Consider the following 19,602-nt stretch of genomic DNA (forward strand, 5'->3'; position numbering starts at 1 on the left):
TTGTTCTGCTTCATTCGAGGTTCTGTACCTGTTCGCGCATCTGCTCGATCATGACCTTCATGTCGACCGAGATCTTGGTCAGCTCCAAGCTGGACGACTTGCTGCCCAGGGTGTTGGCCTCGCGGTGCAGTTCCTGGATGAAGAAGTCGAGCCGCTTGCCGACCTCGCCGCCCTTGCCGATCAGGCGCTCGATCTCGTCGAGATGGGCCTGCAGCCGGGTCAGTTCCTCGGCCACGTCGATGCGGATCGCAAACGCGGTGGCTTCGGACAGCGCGCGCTCCTGCGCGGCCTGGGCCGCGGCGTCGGTCTGGGCCGCGCCGAGCGCCTCGTTCCAGCGCTCGAGGAAGCGCTGGCGCTGCAGCTCGACCAGCTGCGGCACCAGCGGCTGGGCCTGGGAGGCCAGCGCGCGCAGCTGCGCCGTGCGGTCGAGCAGCATGGCGCTGAGCTTGGCGCCTTCGCGCTCGCGCGAGGCGGTGAATTCCTCCACGGCCTGGCGCGCCAGCGCCAGCAGCGCATCGGTCAGGCCGGTCGGCGCCGGCGTGCCGCGGCCCAGCGCGGCCAGCACCTCGGCTACCGACAGCGGGCGCGATTGCGGCATCCAGCTCAGTACCTGGTCCTGCACGCTGATGAGCTTTTGCAGCTCGGCCATGCCGGGCTGGCGCAGGCCATGGTCGCCGCGGCCCTCGATCCAGGCGCGCAGCTCGACCTTGCCGCGCTTGATGCGCGCGCCGATCAGCTCGCGCAGCGCGGGCTCGGCCGGGCGCAGCTCGTCGGACAGGCGCAGGCTGAAGTCGAGGAAGCGGCTGTTGACCGAGCGTATTTCCATGCCGAGCATGGCCGAGGCTGCGGGGGTGGGGAGGTCGGTGTCGGCGGGCTGGCTCTGGGCCGTGGCATAGCCGGTCATGCTGTAAACTGGCATTTCAATTCTCGCAGTCGGGACGCAACGGCGTTGCATAGACTGCGATTATGTCAAAGACCAGGGTCGCTCCCGCGCGACAGGCGTCAGGGCGGCTATCCTCCTGCCCCATTCATTGTCCAAGACCTCCCCCATGACCGACCCGACCCTGACCGCCACGGTGCTGCGCGCCGATGGCCGCCGCCCCGATGCCCTGCGCCCGGTGCGCATCACCCGTCACTACACCATGCATGCCGAGGGCTCGGTGCTGGTCGAGTTCGGCAACACCAAGGTGCTCTGCACCGCCTCGGTCGAGGAGAAGGTGCCGCCGCACCAGAAGGGCAGCGGCGAGGGCTGGGTCACGGCCGAGTACGGCATGTTGCCACGCGCGACCCACAGCCGCAGCAGCCGCGAGGCCGCCAAGGGCAAGCAGAGCGGCCGCACCCAGGAGATCCAGCGCCTGATCGGCCGCTCGCTGCGTGCGGTGTTCGACCTCAAGGCGCTCGGCGAGCGCACCATCACGCTCGACTGCGACGTGCTGCAGGCCGATGGCGGCACCCGCACCGCCGCCATCACGGGCGCCTTCGTCGCGGCGCAGGACGCGGTGCACCAGTTGCTCGCCGAGGGCAAGATCACCGTCAGCCCGCTGCTGCACCCGGTGGCGGCGGTCTCGGTCGGCATCGTCAAGGGCCAGCCGGTGCTCGATCTCGACTACCTGGAGGATTCCGGCTGCGACACCGACATGAACGTGGTCATGACCGGCGCCGGCCATTACGTCGAGGTCCAGGGCACGGCTGAGGGCCAGCCCTTCAGCCGGACTGAAATGAACCAGCTGCTGCTGCTGGCCGAGCAGGGCATAGCTGAGCTGATCGTGCTGCAGCAGGCCGCGCTGGCCGGCGCCGACGTGATCTGAGGAGGCGGACATGACAGGCAGGAAACTGGTGCTGGCGTCTAACAATGCCGGCAAGCTGGCCGAGTTGCAGGACATGTTCGGGTCGCTCGGGGTCGAGCTGATCCGCCAGGGCGAGCTCAACATTCCCGAGGCGCCTGAGCCGCATCGCACCTTCATCGAGAACGCGCTGGCCAAGGCGCGCCATGCGGCGCGCTTGAGCGGCCTGCCCGCGATGGCCGACGACGCGGGCCTCTGCGTCGACGCCTTCGGCGGCCTGCCGGGGGTCGACACCGCCTACTACTGCACCCAGTTCGGCTACGCCAAGAGCGACGCCAACAATGTGCGCGCGCTGCTCGAGCAGCTGCAGGGCCAGGCCAACCGGCGCGCCGCCATGGTCAGCACCCTGGTCGCGGTGCGCAGCGCCGACGACCCCGAGCCGCTGGTGGCGAGCGGCCGCGTCGCCGGCCTGATCACCGAGCAACCGGTGGGCGAGAACGGCTTCGGCTTCGATCCGGTGATGTACATCCCCGAGTTCGGCCAGACCTTTGCCCAGCTGAGCCACGAGGTCAAGAACGCCAACAGCCATCGCGGCCGCGCCGCGCGCGCCATGTTGGCGCTGATGCGCGAGCGCTGGTATCCGGACGCTGCCGCATGAACCAATCTGTCATCCAGCTGCACCGCCCGGGCCAGCTGCAGCTGTCGGCCTTGCCGCCGTTGTCGCTCTATATCCACCTGCCTTGGTGCCTGAAGAAATGCCCCTATTGCGACTTCAACTCGCATGAGTCGGCGCAGCGCGATTTTCCCGAGCAGCGCTACCTCGATGCCTTGCGCGCCGACCTGGAATCCAGCTTGCCGCTGGTCTGGGGCCGCAGCGTGCACAGCGTCTTCATCGGCGGCGGCACGCCCAGCCTGTTCTCGCCCGACGCCATCGACCGGCTGCTGTCAGACGTGCGCGCGCTGCTGCGGCTCGAGGCCGACACCGAGATCACGCTCGAGGCCAATCCCGGCACCTTCGAGAAAGACCGCTTCAAGGCCTTCCGCGAGGCCGGCGTCACGCGCCTGAGCGTGGGCGTGCAGAGCTTCGACGACCGCTTCCTGCAGGCGCTGGGCCGGGTCCACAGCGCCGACCAGGCCCGGGCCGCGCTGGACGAGGCCGCGCGTCATTTCGAGACCTTCAACATCGACCTGATGTATGCGCTGCCGGGCCAGACCCTGGCCGACCTGGACCGGGATCTCGACATCGCGCTCGGCTTCAATCCGCCGCACCTGTCGGTCTACCACCTGACGCTCGAGCCCAACACCTATTTCGCCAAGTTCCCGCCCGCCTTGCCGGACGAGGACCTGGCCTACGAGATGCTCGACCGCATCACCGAGCGCACCGGCCTGGCCGGGCTGTCGCGCTACGAGGTCTCGGCCTATGCGCGCGCCGGCCATCGCTGCTTCCACAACTGGAACTACTGGCAGTTCGGCGACTACCTCGGCATCGGTGCCGGGGCCCATGGCAAGCTCAGCTTCGCGCACCGCGTGCTGCGCCAGGTGCGCTGGCGCGACCCGCAGCTCTACATGGACAACGCCTTGAAGGGCCAGCCCATGGCGAGCGAGGAGGAGGTCGCGCCGGCCGAGCTGCCGTTCGAGTTCATGCTCAATGCGCTGCGGCTGCGCGAGGGCTTCCCGCTGGCGCTGTTTGCCGAGCGCACCGGACTGCCGCTGAGCCGCATCATGCCGGCGCTGCAGCAGGCCGAGGCCAAGGGCTGGATCACCCGCGATCCGGCCAGCTTGCGCCCGACCGAGCGCGGCTTCGATTTCCTGAGCGACCTGCAGGAACTGTTCTTGCCGGACCCCGGTCGCTGACGCGGCTTTCCCCGCCTGGCAAAGACAGGCGACAATAGCGCATGACCCATGCCGGGGCGAAGCCGTCCCGCGCATCTAATTTCTGAATACTGTTCGCGTCGTGAATACCTCCAAGCCTTCCTCCAAGCCCGCCGACCTCTCGCAACTCGACGCCCTCACGGGCGGAGCCTTCACCGCGCCGACCTCGGGCGAGCGCGCCGCCCGCCTGCGCGAGTGGCTGGCGACCGATCCTTCGGTCGACCAGATGGCCGAGGTCTACCGCGAGCTCTCGCACCGCGACAAGGGCGCGGCCAAGGCCTTGAAGGAAAAGCTCGACGAGCTCAAGCGCGCCAAGGCGCAGGAGGCGATCGCCGAGGAATGGGCCGCCAAGGCGCGCGCGCTGATCGAGCAGCCCTGCCTGAACCTGGCCAATGCGATGGCCTGGCAGCGCGATGCCGCCAAGGCCGGCGCGCCGCTGTCGCGCGAGCCGCTGGCCGGCCTCAAGGCCGCGCTGGCCGAGCGCATGAAGGCGGTCGAGGACCTGCAGCACCGGGTCCAGGTCGAGCGCGAGACCGCACTGCTGCTGGCCCAGCGCATCGAGGTGCTGTCGACCAAGCCCTGGCGCGAGGCCCAGGCCCTGCTCGAGACCCTGCGCACCGATGTCACGCAGTGGCAGGCCGCCGCCGCGCAGTTCAATGCCGATCCGGCCTGGAGCAGCCTGGATCCCAAGTTCCCCAAGCAGCTCGAGGCCTCAAGCCAGCAGCTGACCCTGGTCTGGGAAGCCTTCTGCGCCGCCCTCGAGCAGGCCGCCGCCGCCGCCGAGAATGCCGAGGCGCCGCTGCCCGCGGTCCCGGTCTGGGCCGACGAGCTGCGCCTGGCGCGCGGTGAGGTCCCGCTGGCTGCCGCTGCCGTTGCTGCGACGGCCGCCGCGGTCGAGCTCGATCTGGCCCAGCTGCAGGCCAAGGCGGCCGAAGCCGTCGGCGCCGCGCTGGCCGCGCTGCAGCAGAACCTGGCCGAAGGCCACAACAAGGCCACGCCCAAGCTGGTCTCGGCCCTGCGCGCCGCGCTCAAGGAGCATGGCCGCCATGTCTCGGCCGAGCTCGAGCCCCAGGTCCAGGCCGCGCTGGCGCAGGCGGGCGAGCTCGCGGGCGACCAGCGCCAGCGCGCCGACCAGCTGCGCGAGGAGCTGCTGGCCAAGGCAGTCGCGCTGACCCAGGCCCCCGAAGGCCAGCGTCCGGGCGGGCGCAAGATCCAGGAGACGCTGCGCACCCTGCGCGAGCAGTGGAAGGCGACCGACCAGGGTGGTGCCCCGAACCACGCGCTGTGGAAGAAGTTCGACGAAGCCTGCACCGCCGCGCACAAGCTGGTCGAGGCCTGGCTTGGCAAGCTCAAGGAACAGAACGAGGCCAGCCGCGCCCAGCGCCTGGCCATGGTCGAGGACCTCAAGGCCTGGACCGCTGCCCATGCCGACAACAGCGACTGGAAGGCCCAGCTGCGCGAGCTGCATGCCTTCTCCGAGCGCTGGCGCCAGTCGGGCCATGTCAGCGAGAAGCTCTACACCGAGCTGCAGCCGCAATGGAAGGCCGCGATGCAGGCGGCCCATGCCCGCCTCGAAGCGGCGCAGCAAGAGAGCGTGGCACGCCGCCATGCGCTGATCGACGAAGCCAAGCAGCTGGGCGCCGCCCCGACCCTGCGCATCGACGCGGTCAAGGCGCTGCAGCAGCGCTGGCAGCAGGAAGCCCATGCCGTGCCGCTCGAGCGCAAGCAGGAGCAGAAGCTGTGGGAGGCCTTCCGCCAGCCGATCGACGAGGCCTTCGAGCGCAAGGGCTCCGAGCGCAGCAAGTCGGCCTCGGCCGTCAGCGAGCATGACAAGATCGTGCTCGAGGCCGCCAAGGCGCTCGAGGCGGCCAACGCCGGCGGCGACGCGCAGCAGATCCGCGCCGCGATGCAGGCGCTGCAGGACGCGATCCGCGGCCAGGCCGCTGCCGTGGCCGCCGAGCAGGCCAAGCCGGCTGCGCCGGCCGAAGCGGCTGCCGAAGCCGTCGCTGATGCTGCGACCGAAGCCGCCGCCGAGCAAGCACCGGCCAAGCCGGCGCCCGCTCCGCGCAAGATCGTTGCGGTGCGCGGTGACGACCGCCCCGGCATGGTCAAGGCCCAGCCGGCCGTCGGCCGTCCGGGCGACAAGGGACAGCGTGCCGGTGGCCGCGACGAGCGCGGCAGCCGCGATGGCCGTGACGGCCGCCGCGAGGGTCCGGGTCGCTTCGAGCGCGGCGACCGTGCCGACTTCGAGCCGCGCGGTCCGCGCCTGGGCGACAGCGCCTTCCGCGCCCAGCGCGAGGCGATCGAGCATGCCGAGGCCGCGCTGCGCAAGCTCGCCGCGCAAGCCCATGGCGAGGTGCTGACCCAGCTGCTGGGCGCCTGGGAGCAGCGCGATGCAGCTGCCCTGCCTGCGGCCCAGGCCCTGGGTGGCCGGGTCGGCAATGCCCGCGCGGCCTGGGTCCAGGCCCTGGGCAAGGCACCGACCGCTGCCGCCACCGAGAGCCTGCTGCGCCTGGAGATGGCCGCCGAGGTACCGACCCCGGCCGAGCAGCTCGACGCGCGTCGCGCGCTGCAGCTCAAGCTGCTGACCCGCCGCAACGACCCGGCGCCGGCCCAGACCTGGGCCCAGGACGTGGCCCAGGTGCTGGCCTCGGGCTATGACGCGGCCCAGGCGCGTCGCCTGCAGGCAGCGCTCAAGTCGCTGCTGCGCAAGTAAGCGCCTTGGATCGGGTGGCCGCGCCGTTCAGCGCGGCGGTCGCCTGAAGAAGGCGTCGAGCAGCGGCGCCAGCTGCGGGAACTCCAGCGCGAAGCGTTCCCGCGCCACCCAGTAGGCCTCGCAGGCGCAGGCGAAGAACTCGGCCGGTGCCTGCGCGGCATAGGGGTCGAGCCAGGGCGCCGGCTGGCCGAAGCGCTCGGCCAGCTCGAGCTGCTGGCAGAACTCCGCATAGGCCGCGCTCCAGTCCTGCTGCCAGCGTTGGCGCGCCGCGCCCGGGCCCAGCCCCATGAAGCCTGCCGGCAGCGGCGGGCAGCCGTTGGCGTCGCTGCCGGCCGGCTTGCCGCGCAGGTCGAGCTTGTGCGCGAACTCGTGGATCACCAGGTTGTGGCCCTCGGTCTGCGCCTGCCGGTCGCCCTGCACATGGGACCAGGCCAGCATCACCGGGCCGCCGGCCATCGCCTCGCCGATCAGCGGCTCCTGCCAGTGGTGCAGCACGCCGGCTTCGTCGAGCGCCTCGCGCGGCGCCAGCACCTCGTCGGGGTGCAGCACGATGCCGACGAAATCGTCATACCAGTCGAGCGCGTCCGTTCCCCAGTACAGCAGCGGCAGGCAGGCCTGGGCCGCGACCGCCAGTGCCATCGCGTCGCTGACCGCCAGGCCCTGGGCACCGTGGAATTCCTTCTCGGCCAGGAAACGCGCGCACAGCTCGCGCAGCCTGGCCTGCTCGTCGGGGCCCAGCCCGGCCAGCCAGGGCAGGCGACCCAGGGTCTGCTGCCAGAGCGTCGCGGGGATGGTTGCGGGCGGCACCAGGCCGGGGCGGACCAGCCAGCGCCGGACCCAGCCGGGCAGTCCTTGCAGCAGTCGGGTCCAGCGGCTTGGCGGCTTCATGGCTCGGTCGGTGTCAGGGCATCAGGCCAGGTCCGGACCTGGACTCAGTCCGCCAGCCCGATCCGTTGCCAGCGGCCCGAGGCGTCGAGCCGCAGTGCCTCGGCGCGCGCCGGGCGTGCCTCGGCCTCCCAGTCGCTCAGCACCAGGCGTTGCCGCCCGTCGCCCAGCTCGTGCCGTCCCGGGCGGTGGGTGTGGCCATGCACCAGCGTGGCGGCGTCGCTGGCTTGCAGCCAGGCGGTTGCCGTCGCGGCATCGACATCGGCCCAGTCCTGGGCCGGGTCCTGCTTGCGCGCTTCGCTGGCCGCGCGCAGGCCGCGCGCGAGCGAAGCGCGTTCGGCCAGCGGTCGCTGCAGGAAGGCGGCCTGCCAGCCGGGGCTGCGCACCTGGGCGCGGAATTCGAGGTAGTCGCCATCGCCCAGGCACCAGGCGTCGCCGTGGCTCAGCAGGACCCGCTGCTCGCCCCAGCGCAGCAGGGTCGGGTCGTCGAGCAGGGTGGCGCCGCTGGCGGCGGCAAAGCGCACCCCGAGCAGGAAGTCGCGGTTGCCGTGCATGACGTAGAGCGCTTGCCGGGCCGAAAATGCGCGCAGATCGGTGCAGATGCCGGCCAGGAAGTCGTATTCGGGCTCGGCTGTCCGTTCGGCAGGACTGGCGTCGAGCAGGTCGTCGCCGATCCAGACCTCGAACAGGTCGCCGAGGATGAAGAGCGCGTCCGCCTGGCAGTCCTGCAGGTAGCGCCTGAAGGCCTGCGCGGTGGCGGGATCGCCGGCCTGCAGGTGCAGGTCGGAGATGAAGTCGATCGTGCGCCAAGGCGCCGGGGCGTTCAGTTCGCCCCAGCGCGTCGGCGCCTCGGGATCAGAGCGCAACGGCCTTTTCGATCACGACATCGGCCACCGGCACATCGCTGTGATAGCCCTTGTTGCCGGTCTTGACGCCGCGGATCTTGTCGACGATCTCGGTGCCGCCGACGACCTTGCCGAACACGGCATAGCCCCAGCCGCTCGGGGTCTCGCTCTTGAAGTTCAGGAACTCGTTGTCGGCGACGTTGATGAAGAACTGGGCCGTCGCCGAGTGCGGGGCGTTGGTGCGCGCCATCGCGACCGTGTACTTGTCGTTCTTGAGCTGGTTGTTGGCTTCGTTCTTGATCTCGGCGCCGGTCGGCTTTTGCTTCATGCCGGGCTCGAAGCCGCCGCCCTGGATCATGAAGCCGTTGATCACGCGGTGGAAGATGGTGTTGTCGTAGTGGCCGCTCTTGACGTACTCGAGGAAGTTGGCGGCCGAGATCGGCGCCTTCTCGTCGTCGAGTTCGAGCGTGATGACGCCGTGGTCCTTGATGTGCAGTTCGACTTGGGGCTTGGCCATGTTCATTTCTCCAATGTGGCTTTGAGGATGGTGACGGGGGTGGTCGGGACGTCCTGGAACATGCCGCGGTTGCCGGTGCGGACCTGGCGGATCTTGTCCACCACGTCGGCGCCGGCAACGACCTTGCCGAACACCGCATAACCCCAGCCGTTCAGCGTCGGCTGGGTGTGGTTGAGGAAGCGGTTGTCGGCGATGTTGATGAAGAACTGGGCCGAGGCCGAGTGCGGGTCGTTGGTGCGTGCCATCGCGACCGTCAGCGGCAGGTTCTTCAGGCCGTTGTCGGCCTCGTTCTGGATCGTCGCGCGGGTCGGCTTTTGCTGCATCTCGGCCGTGAAGCCGCCGCCCTGGATCATGAAGCCGTCGATCACACGGTGGAACACCGTGCCGTCGTAATGCTTGTCCTTGACGTACTGGACGAAGTTGGCGACCGTCCTGGGCGCCTTCTGCGCGTCGAGCTCGAGCACGATATTGCCCAGGCTGGTCTCGAGCTTGACGCGCGGTGCGGCGGCCGGCGCTGCCGCATTCTGGGCCGAGGCGGGCAGGGCGGCGGCCAGTGCCAGCGCGGCGCCGGCGACCCAGCGGGTCAGGGTTCTTCTGTGCATGGCGGGTTCTCGATCAATCGGTGGATGGGGTCAGATCAGGGCGTTGCCTGCGTCGCCGGCAGCTGCTGGATGATCTGCAGCCGGGGCGGCAGCGCGGGATTGGCCGGGTCGAGCTCGAGCGCGCGCGCCCAGGCCCGGCCCGCGAGGCGGGCGTAGACATCGCCGAGGTTCTGCTGCGCGGTCGCGTAGCCGGGGTTCAGGCGCAGCGCGGTCTCGAGCGCGGCGCGGGCCGCGTCGAGCCGGCCGGCGGCGGCCTCGAGCACCGCGAGGTTGTTGTAGGGCTCGGGCAGCTCGGGAAATTCCTGCGTCAGCGCGCTGAAGGTCGCGCGCGCGGCCTCGGGCTGGCCGCCCTGGCTCTGCGCCACGCCCTTGAGGAAGCGCAGCTGCGCGTCGTTCGGCCGCGTGGCCAGGCCGGCCTCGGCCTTCTGTTGCGCTTCGCCAGCCAGCCCGGCGCGCAGCAGCCGCGCGACCTCCTCGTGCGCCGGCGACTGGGCCTGCGCGGCGCCCGCGGCCAGCCAGCAACCCAGGCCGAGCAGGGCCTGCAGGGCGATGGACCGGAGGGGAGCGAAACCTGGGTGGAAGCTTGGCATGGTGGCGTTGCGGCAAGGGGTGGGGCCGGCGGCGCGCCAAAACGGGCACAATACGCGACCTTGCGCAGCGTGGGATTGTCCAACACGATCCCGTCAGCCTGCGCCGATATACTGCAAAAGATTGTATCTGAGGGGTCCCGCCCCCAAGCTCCCCATGACCTTGCGCATTTATAACTCGCTGACGCGCCGCGTCGACGACTTCTCCCCGCTCGAGCCCGGCCATGTGCGCCTCTACGTCTGTGGCATGACGGTCTACGACCTGTGCCACCTGGGCCATGCCCGCTCCATGGTCGCCTTCGACGTCGTGCAGCGCTGGCTCAAGGCCAGCGGCTACCGCGTCACCTATGTGCGCAACGTCACCGACATCGACGACAAGATCATCGCCCGTGCCTTGAAGAATGGCGAAACCATCCGCAGCCTGACCGACCGCATGGTCGATGCGCTGCACCAGGATGCCGACGCGCTCAAGATCGAGCGCCCGACCTTCGAGCCGCGCGCGACCGAATATGTGCCGCAGATGCTGGACCTGATCGGCAAGCTCGAGCGCAAGGGCCTGGCCTACCGCAGCGCCAACGGCGACGTCAACTACGCGGTGCGCCAGTTCGAGGGCTACGGCAAGCTGTCGGGCAAGAGCCTGGACGACCTGCGCGCGGGCGAGCGCGTGGCGGTCGATGACGGCAAGCAGGACCCGCTCGATTTCGTGCTCTGGAAGGCCGCCAAGGCCGAGGAGCCGGCCGAGGCCAAGTGGGACGGCGCCTACGGCCTGGGCCGCCCGGGCTGGCATATCGAATGCTCGGCCATGAGCTGCGAGATGCTGGGCGAGAGCTTCGACATCCATGGCGGCGGCGCCGACCTGCAGTTCCCGCACCACGAGAACGAGATCGCGCAGAGCGAAGGCGCGACCGGCCAGCCGCTGGCCGCCTTCTGGATGCACAACGGCTTCGTGCGCGTCGACAACGAGAAGATGTCCAAGAGCCTGGGCAACTTCTTCACCATCCGCGAGGTGCTGCAGAAGTACGATGCCGAGACGGTGCGCTTCTTCATCCTGCGCGCGCATTACCGCAGCCCGCTCAACTACAGCGACGCCCATCTCGACGACGCGCGCAATGCCTTGAAGCGCCTCTACACCGCGCTGGCCTCGGTGCCGGCGGCGCCTGCTCGGGTCGACTGGAGCGACGACTACGCCGCCCGCTTCCAGGCCGCGATGGACGAGGACTTCGGCACGCCCGAGGCGGTCGCGGTGCTGTTCGAGCTCGCCAGCGAGGTCAACCGCAGCCGCTCGCCCGAGCGCGCCGGCCTGCTCAAGGCGCTGGGCGCCATCCTGGGCCTGCTGCAGGAAGACCCGACCGCCTTCCTGCAGGGCGGAGCCGCAGCCGGCCTCGACGAAGCCGCGATCCAGCAGCAGATCGAGGCCCGTGCCGCGGCCAAGGCCGCCAAGGACTGGCCCGAGGCCGACCGCATCCGCAAGGCCCTGCTCGAGCAGGGCGTGGTGCTCAAGGACGGTCCGGCCGGCACCAGCTGGGAACGGGCCTGAAATGGGCCAGACTCCGATCTTGTCGGCCACCTTGCCGGTGGCCGAAGCGGTTGCTGGCGCATTGCCACCGCTGCGCCCCGCCTACTGGGCCGAGGCCTGTCGCCACCTGATGAAGCGCGACCGCGTGATGAAGAAGCTCATCCCGCAGTTTCCGGACGCGACGCTGCAGTCGAGCGCCGATCCCTTCACGACGCTGGCGCGCAGCGTGATCGGCCAGCAGATCTCGGTCAAGTCGGCGCAGGCGGCCTGGCACCGCTTCGTCAAGCTGATGCCGGCGGTCAGCCCGGCCGCCTTGCTGGCGCTGCAACCCGAGGCCATGCGCGGCGCGGGCCTGAGCGCGCGCAAGATCGACTACCTGGTCGACCTGGCGCGCCATTTCGATTCGGGCGAGCTGCATGTCGATGCCTGGCACGACATGGACGACGAATCCATCATCCAGGAACTGGTCGCGATCCGTGGCATCGGCCGCTGGACGGCCGAGATGTTCCTGATCTTCTACCTGCTGCGCCCCAACGTGCTGCCGCTCGATGACGCGGGCTTGATCCGCGGCATCAGTCTCGGCTATTTCTCGGGCGAACCGGTCAGCCGCAGCGAGGCACGCGAGGTTGCCGCGGCCTGGTCGCCCTACTGCAGCGTCGCGACTTGGTATATTTGGCGCTCGCTCGACCCCGTCCCAGCGGCGAGCTGAAGCGTTCGCGCATCACAGAACCGACCAAAGGAGTACACCTTGGCGAAAAAGAACTTCCTCGACTTCGAGCAACCGATTGCCGAACTCGAAAACAAAATCGAAGAACTGCGCTATGTCCAGAGCGAGTCCGCGGTCGACATCTCGGAAGAGATCGAACAGCTTGGCAAGAAAAGCCTGCAGCTGACCAAGGACATCTACAGCCAGCTGACGCCCTGGCAGATCACCAAGATCGCGCGCCACAGCGACCGGCCCTACACGCTGGACTATGTGAACGGCATCTTCACCCATTTCGTCGAGCTGCATGGCGACCGCCATTTCGCCGACGACCTGGCGATCGTCGGCGGCTTGGCGCGCTTCAACGGCCAGCCCTGCATGGTGATCGGTCACCAGAAGGGCCGCGACACCAAGGAGCGCGCCGCACGCAACTTCGGCATGACCAAGCCCGAGGGCTACCGCAAGGCGCTGCGCCTGATGAAGCTGGCCGAGAAGTTCAAGCTGCCGGTCTTCACCTTCGTCGACACGCCGGGTGCCTATCCGGGCATCGACGCCGAGGAGCGCGGCCAGTCGGAGGCGATCGGCCGCAACATCTTCGAGATGGCGCAGCTGGAAGTCCCGATCATCTCGACCATCATCGGCGAGGGCGGATCCGGTGGCGCGCTGGCGATCTCGGTCGCCGACCAGGTGCTGATGCTGCAGTATTCGGTCTATTCGGTCATCAGCCCGGAAGGCTGTGCCTCCATCTTGTGGAAGACCAGCGAGCGCGCCAGCGACGCGGCCGAGGCGCTCGGCATCACCGCGCACCGCCTGAAGGCGCTGGGCCTGGTCGACAAGATCGTCAACGAGCCGGTCGGCGGCGCCCACCGCGACCCGCAGGCCATGGCCACCAGCCTCAAGCGCGCACTGGCCGAGGCCTGGCGCCAGCTGGCCGACCTCAAGACCGACGAGCTGATCGAGCGCCGCTACGCGCGCCTCAACAGCTACGGCCGCTTCACCGACACCAAGGCCGATGCCAAGGGCCGACGCGGCTGACAATCCCTGCTGGGGCGCGCTGCGCGCCTGGGCGGCACGCCATCCGCTGCCCGCCGACGCCGCTGCAGTTCCCCATCCCTGGGCCGTCGCCTACAGCGGCGGCGCCGATTCCAGTGCGCTCCTGCTGGCCGCCCAGGCCTTGTGGCCGGGCCGGGTGCAGGCCATCCATGTCCACCACGGCCTGCAGGCCGCTGGCGACGACTTCGAGCGTCATGCGCGCGCCGCCTGCGCCGCGCTGGCCGTTCCGCTGCAAGTGATCCGCGTCGATGCGCGCCATCTGCCCGGCCAGAGCCCCGAGGATGCCGCGCGCCAGGCCCGCTACCGCGCGCTGGCCGCTGCGGCGCAGCAGGCCGGTGCGGCCTGCGTGCTGCTGGGTCAGCATGCCCAGGACCAGGCCGAGACCCTGCTGCTCGCGCTGAGCCGTGGCGCCGGCCTGCCCGGACTGGCCGGCATGGCCGAGTCCTTCCAGCGCCACGGCGCGCGCTTCGGCCGCCCGCTGCTGCCGGTCGATGGCCAGGCCCTGCGCGACTGGCTCGACGGGCAGGGCATTGCCTACGTGGTCGATCCGACCAATGCCGACTTGCGCTACACGCGCAACCGCATTCGCGCCCGGCTGCTGCCGGCCTTCGCCGAGTCGTTTCCCGCCTATGCCCAGACCCTGGCGCGCAGCGCGCGCCACGCGGCCCAGGCGCAGGCCCTGCTGGAAGAGGTCGCGGCGCAGGACCTGGCGACCGTTGGCGATCCGCCCGCCATCAAGTCCCTGCAGCGCCTGAGCCGCGCGCGCCAGGCCAATGTCCTGCGCCACTGGCTGCGCCTGCATTGGCAGGCTAGCCCTAGCGAGGCCCAGCTCGAGCAGGCGCTCGGCCAGGTCGCCGCCTGCACCACGCGCGGCCACCAGATCCGGCTCAAGCTGGCCGACGGCCAGCTGCTGCGCGAAGGCTCCAGGCTGAGCTACCAGCCCCCGATATAATTGAAATGTTTTGCGTCCGGCAGCCGGCGTCGCAAAAGTTTCACATTCCGGCCTTACCTACACCGTTTTCACGATGGCACTGATCGTTCACAAATACGGCGGCACCAGCATGGGCTCGACCGAGCGCATCCGCAACGTCGCCAAGCGTGTCGCCAAGTGGCACCGCGCCGGCCACCAGATGGTGGTCGTGCCCAGCGCCATGAGCGGAGAAACCAACCGCCTGCTGGGCCTGGCCAAGGAACTCGCACCGGCCAAGCCGGGCGCTGCCTACGGCCGCGAACTCGACCAGCTCGGCGCCACCGGCGAGCAGGCCTCGTCCGCGCTGCTGGCGATCGCGCTGCAGGCCGAAGGCCTGGAGGCGATCAGCTTCTCGGGCTGGCAGGTGCCGATCAAGACCGACAGCAGCTACACCAAGGCGCGCATCGAGTCGATCGAGGATGCCCGCGTCAAGGCCGAGCTCGCTGCCGGCAAGGTCGTGATCATCACCGGCTTCCAGGGCATCGACCCGCTGGGCAACGTGACCACGCTGGGCCGTGGCGGCTCCGACACCTCGGCCGTGGCCGTGGCGGCCGCGCTCAAGGCCGACGAATGCCTGATCTACACCGACGTCGACGGCGTCTACACCACCGACCCGCGCGTGGTGCCGCAGGCCCGTCGCATGGAGCGCGTCAGCTTCGAGGAAATGCTCGAGATGGCCAGCATGGGCTCCAAGGTGCTGCAGATCCGCTCGGTGGAATTTGCCGGCAAATACCGTGTCCCGATGCGCGTGCTCTCGAGCTTCACGCCCTGGGACATCGACCTGAACGAAGAAGCCCGCTCGGGCACCCTGATCACTTTCGAGGACAACGAAGATATGGAACAAGCCGTCGTTTCCGGTATTGCCTTCAACCGCGACGAGGCCAAGGTCTCGGTCCTGGGCGTGCCCGACACCCCCGGCATCGCCTACCAGATCCTGGGCGCGGTCGCCGATGCCAACATCGAGGTCGACGTCATCATCCAGAACGTGAGCAAGGGCGGTTTGACCGACTTCAGCTTCACCGTCAACCGCAACGACCTGGCCAAGACCCTGGACCTGCTGAAGGAAAAGGTCGCTCCGACCCTGGGTGCTGCCGAGGTGGTGGGTGATGCCAAGATCTGCAAGGTCAGCATCGTCGGCATCGGCATGCGCAGCCATGTCGGCGTCGCCAGTCGCATGTTCCGCTGCCTGAGCGCCGAGAACATCAACATCCAGATGATCTCGACCTCCGAGATCAAGACCTCGGTCGTGATCGACGAGAAGTACATGGAGCTGGCCGTGCGCGCGCTGCACCGCGAATTCGACCTCGATCAGCCGCAAGATTCTCTGGCCAAGGCCTGAAAACCGCGTTTTTTGAGGCATAATAAGTGCTTCCGGAGCGGTGACCGAGTGGCCGAAGGTGCTCCCCTGCTAAGGGAGTATGGGGTGTAGAGCCTCATCGAGGGTTCGAATCCCTCCCGCTCCGCCAAGATGAAGCCCAAGTGATTGATTCACTTGGGCTTTTTTCTTGTCTTCATTTCAGCCCCAACATCTGACCCAACATAAAAAGAACCGCTAAAGGTTGCGGCGATCTTGCGTTTTTCCTGTCCAGCGCCTCTGCCGCGTGCCGTGTCACCAGGGGTAGAGCGTCAGGTGAATGACCAGATGCTGGTTTGGTAGAAACAGCGGTCTTTGAAAGGCCGGAATGCCCCTGCAGTACGCGGTTGCCTTATACCGGCATGGATCTGCCTAAAAGTGGCATCGTGGAAATTTTGGAAAAAACTTCGGCAAGGGGTTCTTGTTGAAAATGATATTCAATAAGGCATGCAAGGTCTTGCGCTGGGCTCTGAGGGGGTGCCGTGTCATCGCGAAGCGCATCCCCATTGGTTGACGCGCGGTGCACCCCCATCTTTCAGAGGGAAGAATGGGGGTGCACCTTACCAGTCTGTTTCTTTAGAAACAGACATGCGCAAGAAGAAGCGAACAAACCCAGTATTGGTGCCCGCGTCATCCAATCACCAGTCCTGCGGCTTCGATCTGCCTCGATACGGTTTGCCTGCTCAGCTTCTCACCGCTCAGCCGGTGCCACAGTTCAGCGGTCCGGGTCGGGCTTTTGCCGCTCAGGGCATGGACTCGGTACAACTGCGCGCGACGGCGGCCAATGTCGGCAGGCTTGTACTTTCCGCTGCGGTCCGGGTGCTCGGTCGCGTGCTGGGTCAGCTGGTCGAGCTTGCTGGTGAAGGCTTCTCCCTCAAGCGCCGCGCGGATCTTGACCATCGATGGTGTGGGGACGGAAGCCAACTGCTGCCGGTGCTCGGTCGCCAGCGCCAGCCCCTTAGATACGAGGTAAGCCAAGCCGCGCGGGTAGGCGAACAGGAATTGCCGGTAAAGGTTCTGGTGCCACTTCTCGCGGCCCCGTGGGGCCGCCAGGACGCTAGCCCAGCCCCGATACAGGGCCTTGTGTTCCGGGTGTCGTTTGTGGAGCCACAACACGTCAGCGGCTAGTGTGATGTAGTCGCCCTGGGGGCCTAGCTGGTGGCCAGGGAACCGAATGCAGGGCGGGATATTGCGCTTGTCGAGCTCAACATGCAGCGCCCACAGCATGAGCGGATCTGTAGCCGTCTGCAGGCGCGGTAGAAGGTCCATCGTAGCCCAGGTAGACAAGGCCCCCACACGGTCGCGGAAGCCTTGCCTATCGGCTGCTGTGCGCTTCGCCTCAATCAAGGCCGGGATGGACCTGACATCGGCTTCGAGCAAGGCTGCCGCACGGCTCACACTTTGGCGCCTAGCAGCTCGCGGGCTTGGTCGTGAATGCTGCCGCCTTCATGATCAAAGCTGGCGCATGGGTAGATACAGACAGCGCCGCCCGTGATCGGGTTGACGATGGCGAGCATGTCACCGCCGCCATAGTGCAGTACGTGGATCAGCTGCCCGTCGTGTTCGATGGTTTGCAGGTGCTCAGCTTCGGTGCGCAACTCAGCCAGCTCTGTCGTGTCTATGAAGTTCACTTGCATTTCGACACTCCACAGCTGGACTTTTCCAGATTGCCCAGCGCCTGCAGGGTATTGGCAATCGCTTGGTTGATGCCCGTTTCAAGGGGGGAGTTTGGCCTCAGCTGCGCTTGAAGTTCGTATAGGCCACCTAGCCAATCGGCAAGGTTGTGAGCCACACGGGCTTTGTGCATTGCGAGTTCATGCCGGGTCATCATGCGACCTCCTTGCGAGTGGCAAGCCATGCATCAAGGTCGGCTTTGAGGAAACCAACGGCTTTTTCAGCGAGACGCACGGCGGGGACAAAACGACCCTCACGGCGTAGGCGGTCAATGGTGGACAGAGAGAGTCCAGTCCGGGCAGGCGTATCGATGCGCCGGATGATCAGATTTTCGGTAGTCATGAGTTCCCTTCAGGATTGGCGACTTCGGGTGATGTCGCCTGAGGCCGATTCTGAAGAGGGTGCCTGCGAATGAATAGCGCGGAAAACTAGGGGAGGGGTTCAGTGTTGAAATTGTCCTGAAGCGGTTTACGCCCTCTTGCCTTGGGGGCGATCAAGCCAGCCTTGCGTAACTCGGGCCGTATGGTGTTGTCGAGTAGGCGCTCTGCCTCCGTCACAATCACTACACTAGCCCCGCGCGTAACGTTCACATTGCGGGTGAGGCTAGATGCGTAGTTCCTATCGGGATGTCCCAATGCAACCTGATAGGCATCGTAAGCCGCACGCTCCGCCTCCTCCTGGGAGGAGCCATTCGCACTGTGCATCTCGAAGGCGGCCAACGCCCTCTGTAGAGGTCTTTTGCTGTTGGGTCGTCCGTTTGGTTGGTGCCCCATGATGCGGCGTGCCAGCTTCGTTTCCTCGTCCCGTGCAGTGAGCGAACTGTCTGCGCGGCTAAGTACCGAGTCCAAAAAGTCAGCCAAAATAGTAATCATTTCGGGTGTGGGGTGACCTTGCCGGAGTACCTGCGCAAGCAGCTCGATGGCATCCAGCGCAAGGTCGTCGGAATGCGTGTCGAGCATCCAGGCATCGTCATTCAATAGCGCTCGATGCAGCAAGTTGAATCGTCTATTTCGCTGTTCCTCTCGGCTTACGACTTGGCCGTTCCTAAACTCGTCGAGGGTCGAAATCAGCGCATCAGACAGTTGTTGCTTGCCGATCTCTGTCATGCGGCCTCCCGGCGGATGGGCACTACGTCAGCGGTAGTCGTCGGCTGGGTTTGGGTGAAGTCAGCCCACGCCTGCATCATGGAGCGACGGTGGTCGATCATATCGAGCCGGCGGTAGCTAGCCTCCACACCCTTGACGGTGTGCGCGAGAGCCATCTCCGCGACCTCATGCGGGTAGGCTGTACGTTCTGATGCCCAATCCCGGAAGCTGGACCGTAGGCCGTGAGGCACCTCACTGCGGCCCATGCGTCGCATAACGGCTGTGAGGCTCATGTCGGAAAGGGCTCCTCCACGCGGGGCCGTGAACACGTGCTCCGAGCCCTCGACCTGGGGTAAGGCCCGGAGCAGATCCAGTGCTTGCATGGACAGGGGAACTCGGTGTTCCTTGCCAGCCTTCATGCGCGCGGCCGGGACGGTCCACACAGCGGCCTTCAGGTCAATTTCCGACCAGACGGCACCCCGGACTTCGCCGGAACGCGCAGCGGTCAACATGGCGAATTCGAGTGCGCGGGCTGCAGTGCCGTGCATGGCTCTGAGGTCTTCAGAGAAAGCAAATACTTCGTCTAGCGGTACAGCCGGGAAATGTTCCACCTTCTTGAGCTTCGTTGGATTGGGTAGTCGCTTGTCCAGTAGTCCACGCCAGCGAGCTGGGTTATCGCCTTGGCGGAAACCGCCTGCTGCGGCCCAGTCCAGTACGTTTTCAATCCGGCCTCTCAGGCGGGTAGCTGTTTCTGTCTTGGTGGTCCAGATCGGTTCAAGGATGGCTTCGACGTGCTGCTGTGCAATTAGGCGAATGTCCAGATTGCCGATCACGGGATAGGCATATGTTTCAAGGCTGGCGCGCCACTGTGCAGGGGATTTGGTGTTTTTCCATTCCGGGGATTTGGCCTTGATGAACCGCTCGGCCGCCTCTGCAAAGGTAAGGGTTGCAGCTTGCTCGGCGCGGATGCGCGCCTTTGCTGCAGTACGTTCTTGAACGGGGTTTCTTCCCTCGGCAATCTGCTGGCGCAGTTCTCCGGCTTTCTGGCGTGCTTGCGCCAGACTCACGCCAGGGAAGGCACCTAGCCCGATATCGTGCCGGGTGTTGCCGATCTTGATGCGTAGTACCCAGCTGCGAGCGCCAGTAGGGGTGACTTGCAGCGCCAGCCCGGCTACTCCGCCGACCGACCAGTGGCCGGGCTCGATCAGGCGTTGAACTTCGATGGCACTAAGTGATTTTGCTAGCTTGGGCATGAGTGAAATTTCTATGTGTCCTGTTGGCTACCCAACATACGACCCAACATAGATTTTGCACTCTGATGACTCCTCGTGAGTCGAGTTGAGTGGAGAAATTTTATTTAATTCAATGAAATCAAGTGCTTGCTTATGTCTCTTGGGTGTTCTTGAGGTCCCGGGAATGCTATATATAGGGGACTCCCG

General features: G+C 67.0%; 21 protein-coding genes and 1 tRNA gene. 10 read left to right on the forward strand and 12 right to left on the reverse strand.

Annotation, left to right across the window (positions count from 1 at the left end):
- Nucleotides 1-10: 10 nt before the first annotated feature.
- Nucleotides 11-919, reverse strand: coding sequence for a YicC/YloC family endoribonuclease (locus C6P64_RS03750; RefSeq protein ID WP_105747256.1), 909 nt, complete (start codon nt 917-919; stop codon nt 11-13).
- Between the two features lie 130 nt (nt 920-1,049).
- Between C6P64_RS03750 and rph the strand changes: the two genes are divergently transcribed.
- The 4 genes from rph to C6P64_RS03770 all read left to right on the forward strand — a co-directional run bounded on the left by rph (nt 1,050) and on the right by C6P64_RS03770 (nt 6,372).
- A complete protein-coding gene (gene rph / locus C6P64_RS03755) occupies nt 1,050-1,808 on the forward strand; it encodes a ribonuclease PH (protein ID WP_105747257.1) in 759 nt (252 codons plus the stop codon).
- Nucleotides 1,809-1,818: 10 nt separating this feature from the next.
- The gene (gene rdgB, locus C6P64_RS03760) at nt 1,819-2,442 is read left to right on the forward strand and encodes an RdgB/HAM1 family non-canonical purine NTP pyrophosphatase (RefSeq protein ID WP_105747258.1); all 624 of its coding nucleotides are present in this window, start codon (nt 1,819-1,821) and stop codon (nt 2,440-2,442) included.
- Nucleotides 2,439-3,638 (forward strand): radical SAM family heme chaperone HemW, encoded by a 1,200-nt coding sequence (hemW, locus tag C6P64_RS03765; protein ID WP_105747259.1) that lies wholly within the window; start codon nt 2,439-2,441, stop codon nt 3,636-3,638. The genes rdgB and hemW overlap by 4 nt, the downstream gene beginning before the upstream one ends.
- Nucleotides 3,639-3,738: 100 nt before the next feature.
- Entirely contained in the window at nt 3,739-6,372 is a 2,634-nt protein-coding gene (locus C6P64_RS03770; protein ID WP_105747260.1) for a DUF349 domain-containing protein, read from the forward strand.
- Nucleotides 6,373-6,399: 27 nt separating this feature from the next.
- Here the strand turns inward: C6P64_RS03770 and C6P64_RS03775 are convergent, their stop codons facing one another.
- The 5 genes from C6P64_RS03775 to C6P64_RS03795 are packed head-to-tail and all read right to left on the reverse strand — an operon-like array spanning nt 6,400 to nt 9,811.
- Nucleotides 6,400-7,260 carry a M90 family metallopeptidase gene (locus tag C6P64_RS03775; protein ID WP_105747261.1) on the reverse strand — a complete coding sequence of 287 codons (861 nt, stop codon included), beginning with the start codon at nt 7,258-7,260 and terminating at the stop codon, nt 6,400-6,402.
- Nucleotides 7,261-7,304: 44 nt separating this feature from the next.
- Nucleotides 7,305-8,123: a UDP-2,3-diacylglucosamine diphosphatase gene (locus C6P64_RS03780; protein ID WP_105747262.1), complete on the reverse strand. Its 819-nt coding sequence runs from the start codon at nt 8,121-8,123 to the stop codon at nt 7,305-7,307.
- Nucleotides 8,113-8,619 carry a peptidylprolyl isomerase gene (locus C6P64_RS03785; RefSeq protein ID WP_105747418.1) on the reverse strand — a complete coding sequence of 169 codons (507 nt, stop codon included), beginning with the start codon at nt 8,617-8,619 and terminating at the stop codon, nt 8,113-8,115. The genes C6P64_RS03780 and C6P64_RS03785 overlap by 11 nt, the downstream gene beginning before the upstream one ends.
- A 2-nt stretch (nt 8,620-8,621) precedes the next feature.
- The gene (locus C6P64_RS03790; protein ID WP_105747263.1) at nt 8,622-9,221 is read right to left on the reverse strand and encodes a peptidylprolyl isomerase; all 600 of its coding nucleotides are present in this window, start codon (nt 9,219-9,221) and stop codon (nt 8,622-8,624) included.
- Between the two features lie 35 nt (nt 9,222-9,256).
- A complete protein-coding gene (locus tag C6P64_RS03795) occupies nt 9,257-9,811 on the reverse strand; it encodes a tetratricopeptide repeat protein (RefSeq protein WP_105747264.1) in 555 nt (184 codons plus the stop codon).
- A 154-nt stretch (nt 9,812-9,965) separates the two neighbouring features.
- Here C6P64_RS03795 and cysS point away from each other — a divergent pair, with 154 nt between their 5' ends.
- From cysS to C6P64_RS03825, 6 genes are all read left to right on the forward strand, one after another.
- Nucleotides 9,966-11,345, forward strand: a complete 1,380-nt coding sequence (gene cysS / locus C6P64_RS03800) for a cysteine--tRNA ligase (protein ID WP_105747265.1) — start codon at nt 9,966-9,968, stop codon at nt 11,343-11,345.
- Between the two features lies 1 nt (nt 11,346).
- A complete protein-coding gene (locus C6P64_RS03805; protein ID WP_105747266.1) occupies nt 11,347-12,033 on the forward strand; it encodes a DNA-3-methyladenine glycosylase family protein in 687 nt (228 codons plus the stop codon).
- Nucleotides 12,034-12,072: 39 nt separating this feature from the next.
- Nucleotides 12,073-13,062 carry an acetyl-CoA carboxylase carboxyltransferase subunit alpha gene (locus C6P64_RS03810; RefSeq protein WP_105747267.1) on the forward strand — a complete coding sequence of 330 codons (990 nt, stop codon included), beginning with the start codon at nt 12,073-12,075 and terminating at the stop codon, nt 13,060-13,062.
- Entirely contained in the window at nt 13,040-14,032 is a 993-nt protein-coding gene (tilS, locus tag C6P64_RS03815; RefSeq protein ID WP_105747268.1) for a tRNA lysidine(34) synthetase TilS, read from the forward strand. Before C6P64_RS03810 ends, tilS begins: the two co-directional genes overlap by 23 nt.
- Nucleotides 14,033-14,105: 73 nt before the next feature.
- The gene (locus C6P64_RS03820) at nt 14,106-15,389 is read left to right on the forward strand and encodes an aspartate kinase (RefSeq protein WP_105747269.1); all 1,284 of its coding nucleotides are present in this window, start codon (nt 14,106-14,108) and stop codon (nt 15,387-15,389) included.
- 34 nt (nt 15,390-15,423) lie between these two features.
- Nucleotides 15,424-15,516 (forward strand) — tRNA-Ser (locus tag C6P64_RS03825).
- A gap of 518 nt (nt 15,517-16,034) precedes the next feature.
- On the opposite strand, the gene C6P64_RS03830 is transcribed toward C6P64_RS03825, so the two are convergent.
- The 6 genes from C6P64_RS03830 to C6P64_RS03850 form a co-directional block, all read right to left on the reverse strand.
- Complete coding sequence (locus C6P64_RS03830) at nt 16,035-16,631, reverse strand: hypothetical protein (RefSeq protein WP_146115856.1); 597 nt, start codon at nt 16,629-16,631, stop codon at nt 16,035-16,037.
- A gap of 167 nt (nt 16,632-16,798) precedes the next feature.
- The gene (locus tag C6P64_RS03835; protein WP_105747271.1) at nt 16,799-17,041 is read right to left on the reverse strand and encodes a hypothetical protein; all 243 of its coding nucleotides are present in this window, start codon (nt 17,039-17,041) and stop codon (nt 16,799-16,801) included.
- Nucleotides 17,032-17,232, reverse strand: a complete 201-nt coding sequence (locus C6P64_RS17865) for a hypothetical protein (RefSeq protein ID WP_146115857.1) — start codon at nt 17,230-17,232, stop codon at nt 17,032-17,034. Before C6P64_RS17865 ends, C6P64_RS03835 begins: the two co-directional genes overlap by 10 nt.
- The gene (locus tag C6P64_RS03840) at nt 17,232-17,420 is read right to left on the reverse strand and encodes a helix-turn-helix transcriptional regulator (protein ID WP_105747272.1); all 189 of its coding nucleotides are present in this window, start codon (nt 17,418-17,420) and stop codon (nt 17,232-17,234) included. The genes C6P64_RS17865 and C6P64_RS03840 overlap by 1 nt, the downstream gene beginning before the upstream one ends.
- An 86-nt stretch (nt 17,421-17,506) precedes the next feature.
- The gene (locus tag C6P64_RS03845) at nt 17,507-18,184 is read right to left on the reverse strand and encodes a hypothetical protein (RefSeq protein ID WP_105747273.1); all 678 of its coding nucleotides are present in this window, start codon (nt 18,182-18,184) and stop codon (nt 17,507-17,509) included.
- Nucleotides 18,181-19,416 (reverse strand): tyrosine-type recombinase/integrase, encoded by a 1,236-nt coding sequence (locus tag C6P64_RS03850; RefSeq protein ID WP_105747274.1) that lies wholly within the window; start codon nt 19,414-19,416, stop codon nt 18,181-18,183. The genes C6P64_RS03845 and C6P64_RS03850 overlap by 4 nt, the downstream gene beginning before the upstream one ends.
- Between the last annotated feature and the right edge of the window lie 186 nt (nt 19,417-19,602).

Origin of the sequence: Malikia granosa (genome assembly GCF_002980595.1) — a bacterium.
GTDB lineage: Bacteria > Pseudomonadota > Gammaproteobacteria > Burkholderiales > Burkholderiaceae_C > Malikia > Malikia granosa.